The sequence below is a fragment of the Agromyces sp. P1_H4 genome (assembly GCF_056405255.1).
Map to the genome: position 1 here is coordinate 1 of NZ_JBFUCL010000331.1, position 4,180 is coordinate 4,180.

Genomic DNA, 4,180 nt, shown 5'->3' on the forward strand with positions numbered 1-4,180 from the left:
GCGTCGAGCTCGTCGACCTGCCCGGACATCCCGAGCGCGAGGTCTTCAGCTCGACGAGGCTCGCCGCCGCCGAACGGCCCGGCGTCGTGGCCTGTCGCGACGCCCTCGCCCGTGCCGCCCGCGCGTCGGCGATTCCCGCGGGACGCTGAGCGCCCCGGGCGTACGATGTGCCGCATGCGACGGATGCTGCGCACCACCACCCTGGCCGGAACCATCCTCCTCGCGGCGGCGCTCGCGCTGTCCGGCTGCGCCGGGGTCGTCGCCGCGGGCGGCGGCAGCGCGAGCGCCTCGGCCTCGGCGAGCACCAAGGGCTCGAGCAGCGAGAGCGCCGTGGGCGAGTGGGGCGATGTGGACGACTCCACGCAGCCGTCGCTCGTGCTCGCGAAGGACGGCACGCTCACCGGCACCGACGGCTGCAACCAGCTCAACGGCGGGTGGACGCAGGAGGGCGACACGGTGACGTTCTCGAACGTGGCGTCCACCATGATGATGTGCGCCGACGTCGACACGTGGCTCGCCGGGCTCGACACCGCGAAGGTGGACGGGTCGACGATGACCGTGTACGGCCCGGCCGGCCGCAAGGTCGGCACCCTCGAACGCGCCGACGGGTAGGCCTGGCCGGCCCGCCGCGGCGCGGGCTACACCGGTCCCGGCCCTCCGGCGCCGAACGCATCGACCTCCGGGTCGTAGCCGAGCACGGCATTGCCCACCTCTGCCGGCTCGTGCATCCAGGGCGTGTAGCTCACGCCCACGAGGAGGCCCTCGGGGCTCAGGAGGCGCGAGGTCGTCTGCCCCCACGGCTCCTCGTGCGCGCCGATGAGGATCTCGTGCCCGCTCGACCGCAGTTCCTCGACCGCCTCGCCGACGGCCGCAGGCGTCTCGACGTCGAACTCGATCCACGCCTGCGGCACGGGGCGATCGGTCGGCCACTCGGTCGTGCCGAACGTGGCCTGGGCCGCCTGGCTGAGCGGCCAGATCGCGAACGCGTTGACGCCCGGCAACTCCTCGGTGTGGAAGTACCCCTCGTCCTCGCTGAACGGGATGCCCAAGGCGCCGCGCCAGAAGTCGGCCGACGAGGAATCGGCGGTGCCGATGGGGCCGAAGCCGGCCACGAATGCGATATCCATGCGCCAAGGGAACGCCGCATCACCGGCATCCGCAACCCCGATGGGGGCTCAGGCGGTCGGTTCGACCGCGGCGACGAGCCGGGCGCTGTGCGCCGTGAGGAAGTCGAGCAGCTCGGGCGGCCCCTCCACGCGATAGCCCGCACCCGGCGGCAGCCAGACGAGCGCCATCGCGAGGGCCTGGGGCCCCTCCGCCTCGAGCGGCCAGACGCACCGGGCGGGACCGTCGGCCACCACGTCGCGGCCATACGGCCCGAGGTGCTCCATCAGCCCTGCTCGCGGCAGGTCGACGATCACGCGCGCACGCACGCTGCGGTCGCGGTACCGCAGGGCGGTCTCCACCCGCCGGCGCGCCGCCTCGTCGGTCATCGGCCGCGGCTCGAACCGCACCCTCGTCTGGAACACGTCGCTGATGCGGTCGAGCCGGAAGGTGCGCCAGTCCTCGCGCTGGCGATCCCACGCGAGCAGGTACCAGCGCCGGGCCACGGGCACGAGCCGGTAAGGCTCGACGACGCGCGAGGTCGACTCGCCCGCGGCATCCGTGTAGTTGAATCGCAGTCGCTCGGAGTCACGGCACCCGAGCGCGAGCAGCCCGAGCAGCTCGGTGTCGATCTCGGGCGCCGGGCGGCCGGATGACTCGCGCGTGCCCGCGCCCACGGTGGCGTGCGACTGCAGCGCGTCGATGCGTCGGCGCAGGGCGGGCGGCAGCACCTGCTCGATCTTCGCCAGCGCGCTGAGCGTGGTGTGCTCGGCCCCGCGCAGCCCGGCCGTCGCCTGCGAGCGCAGGCCGACGGCGATCGCGACGCCCTCGTCGTCGGTGAGGAGCAGCGGGGGCAGGCCGGTGCCAGCCTCCAGACGGTAGCCGCCCGCGCTCCCCCGCATCGACTCGATGCCGTAGCCCAGCTCGCGCAGGCGCTCCACGTCGCGCCGCAGCGTGCGGTCCGAGACGCCGAGCCGGTCCACGAGTTCGAGGGCCGGCCAATGGCGGTGGCTCTGCAGCAGGGAGAGGAGTTCGAGCGTCCTCGAGGTCGTGGCGGCCATAGTCCAAGTATGGCTTTCATGCGGACAAAAAGTGACCGGATATCTCGGAAGACTTGCTGCATGACGAACCACAACCGAACGAACGAGATGATCACCGCCCGAGGCCTCACGAAGACGTTCCGCTCCAAGGGGCAGCTCGTCGAGGCCGTCCGCTCCGTCGACCTCTCCGTCGGAGCCGGAGAGCTCGTCGCCTTCCTCGGCCCGAACGGCGCCGGAAAGTCGACGACGCTCCGCATGCTCACGACGCTGCTCCCGCCCACCACGGGCGAGGCGACCGTCGCGGGCTGCGACATCCGGCGAGACCCGGCCGGCGTGCGCCGCCGGATCGGCTACGTCGGCCAGGGCAGTTCGGGCGGGCACACACAGCGGGTGCGCGACGAGCTGCACGCGCAGGGCGCGTTCTACGGGCTCGGCCGTCGCGAGACGCGGGCGCGGGCCGCCGAGCTCGTGGAGTCGCTCGAGCTCGGTCAGGTGGCGAACCGGCAGGTGCAGTCGCTCTCGGGCGGCCAGAAGCGCCGGCTCGACATCGCCCTCGGGCTCATCCACCGCCCCGAACTGCTGTTCCTCGACGAGCCGTCGACGGGGCTCGACCCGCACAGCCGGGCCAACCTGTGGGAGCACATCGTCGAGCTCCGCCGCACGACCGGCACCACGATCTTCCTCACCACGCACTACCTCGACGAGGCCGACCAGCTCGCCGAGCGCGTCATGGTCATGGACCACGGGGCCGTCATCGCCGACGACACCGCCTGGGCGCTCAAGGAGTCGCTCGCCGGCGACCGGGTGACGCTCGCCTTCGCCTCGGCGACGGATGCCGCGGCCGCCGCCGCGCGGATCGGCGGGTCGGTCGACGACGCGGCTGGTGCCGACCGCACGGTCGTGACGGCGACCGTCTCGGACGGCGACCGGGCACTCCCCAGTTGGATCCGGGAGCTCGGCGACGCCGGCTTGGAGGTCGTCGCCGCCACCCACCGCCAGCCCACACTCGACGACGTGTTCCTCGCGCTCACGGGTCGGAGCCTCCGCGAGGAGGCCGCCGCCGCGGCGCCCGCCGCCGCATCCGCCGAGCCCGCCGCCGTCGCCTGACGCCACCGCCACCCACCGAAATGTAGGAAGACACGCCGTTGCGACATCCGGAACCCTCGGCGCAGCCGGCGCGTCGCGCAGATGTTCCTGCTTTTCCGCGCACTCAACTCAGATCCGAAAGGAACCGCTCATGAACACCATCAGCCCCGCCGCATCCGCCGTCGCCACCGAGACCGGCCGCCCCACGGCATCCGCTCGCCCGACCGGCTTCGTGCACGACACCGCCACGGTGTTCGCGCGCGAATCGCGGCCACTCGTGCGCGACCCGTTCAGCGTGATCTTCTCGCTCGTGCAGCCGCTCGTCTTCCTCGGGCTGTTCGGGCCGCTGCTCATCGGCGCGTCGGGCGGTGACGTCGGCGGCACGCTGCAGTGGTTCGTGCCGGGCATCCTCGTCATGGTCGCGCTGTTCGGCACGGCGTCGACCGGTGCGAACCTGTTGTTCGAGATGCAGACAGGCTCGCACGAGCGCACCCTGGTCGCGCCGCTGTCGCGGAGCGCCCTGCTCGTCGGCCGGGCCCTCAAGGAGGTCGTGCCGCTCGTGATCCAGGGCACCATCGTGGTGCTCGTCGCGGTGCCGTTCGGCTTCTCGCTCGACGTGCCGGGCCTCGTCGCGGGCCTCGTCGTGCTCGCCGTCTTCGGCGTCGGCTTCGGCGCCCTCAGCTACCGGCTCGCCCTCGCCTGCCGCAACCGCGACTGGATGTTCTGGATGGTGCACCAGACGCTGCTCTTCCCGCTGATGATCCTGTCGGGCATGCTGCTGCCGCTCGACGACGGCCCCGACTGGATGAAGGCCGCCGCCGCGGTCAATCCGCTCAGCTACCTCGTCGCCGGCGAGCGGGCTCTCCTCGCCGGCGACTTCGGCGCCCCCGCCGTGCTCGGTGCCGTGATCGCCGCGGTCGCCACCTGCGGGGTCGGCCTCGGACTCGGCG

Annotated in this window: 5 protein-coding genes; 3 read left to right on the forward strand and 2 right to left on the reverse strand. The window is 72.8% G+C overall.

What is annotated here, in order from left to right:
• Window positions 1-174: 174 nt before the first annotated feature.
• Window positions 175-612: an META domain-containing protein gene (locus tag AC1DY2_RS16435; RefSeq protein WP_476763391.1), complete on the forward strand. Its 438-nt coding sequence runs from the start codon at window positions 175-177 to the stop codon at window positions 610-612.
• 26 nt (window positions 613-638) lie between these two features.
• Here AC1DY2_RS16435 and AC1DY2_RS16440 read toward each other — a convergent pair whose 3' ends face one another.
• On the reverse strand, window positions 639-1,127 hold the full coding sequence (locus tag AC1DY2_RS16440; protein ID WP_476763392.1) for a VOC family protein: 489 nt from the start codon (window positions 1,125-1,127) through the stop codon (window positions 639-641).
• A gap of 48 nt (window positions 1,128-1,175) precedes the next feature.
• Complete coding sequence (locus tag AC1DY2_RS16445; RefSeq protein WP_476763393.1) at window positions 1,176-2,165, reverse strand: helix-turn-helix transcriptional regulator; 990 nt, start codon at window positions 2,163-2,165, stop codon at window positions 1,176-1,178.
• 60 nt (window positions 2,166-2,225) lie between these two features.
• Between AC1DY2_RS16445 and AC1DY2_RS16450 the strand changes: the two genes are divergently transcribed.
• Together AC1DY2_RS16450 and AC1DY2_RS16455 are read left to right on the forward strand one after the other, a co-directional pair.
• Window positions 2,226-3,251, forward strand: coding sequence for an ATP-binding cassette domain-containing protein (locus AC1DY2_RS16450; protein WP_476763394.1), 1,026 nt, complete (start codon window positions 2,226-2,228; stop codon window positions 3,249-3,251).
• Between the two features lie 130 nt (window positions 3,252-3,381).
• On the forward strand, window positions 3,382-4,180 hold a 799-nt coding region (locus tag AC1DY2_RS16455; protein WP_476763395.1), incomplete at its 3' end, for an ABC transporter permease.